At 59.1% G+C, this 330-nt stretch carries 1 protein-coding gene; it reads right to left on the bottom strand.

Annotated features, from left to right (window positions below; all coding sequences use genetic code 11):
- The coding region (locus B4F73_RS04025; protein ID WP_290482567.1) for a PQQ-binding-like beta-propeller repeat protein at window positions 1–330 on the bottom strand (330 nt) is incomplete at both ends.

A 330-nucleotide genomic window follows, 5' to 3' on the forward strand; every position in this document is an offset into this window, starting at 1 on the left:
CAGGCTTTCACGCCGACGGCGCGGTCCACATCCGGATCGTAAACCCACAATTCCTCACCCGTCTTGGCATCAAGCGCATAGACCAGCGACCAGGCAGAGGTGACGTACATCACGCCGTCCACGACAATCGGCGTCGATTCCACGCCGCGATTGGTGGCAAGGTCATAAGTCCACGCGACGCCCAGGTCTGCGACGGTTTCCTTGTTCACATCTATCAGGCTCGAATGGCGCTGCTCGTCATAAGTCCCACCATATGTCAGCCATTCGTCAGCTGCGCTCGCGGTACTTATCCGGTTCGTGTCGACCGCCGCAAAGGCTTCCGGTTCCGAA

Source organism: Hyphomonas sp. UBA3601 (genome assembly GCF_002375605.1).
GTDB lineage: Bacteria > Pseudomonadota > Alphaproteobacteria > Caulobacterales > Hyphomonadaceae > Hyphomonas.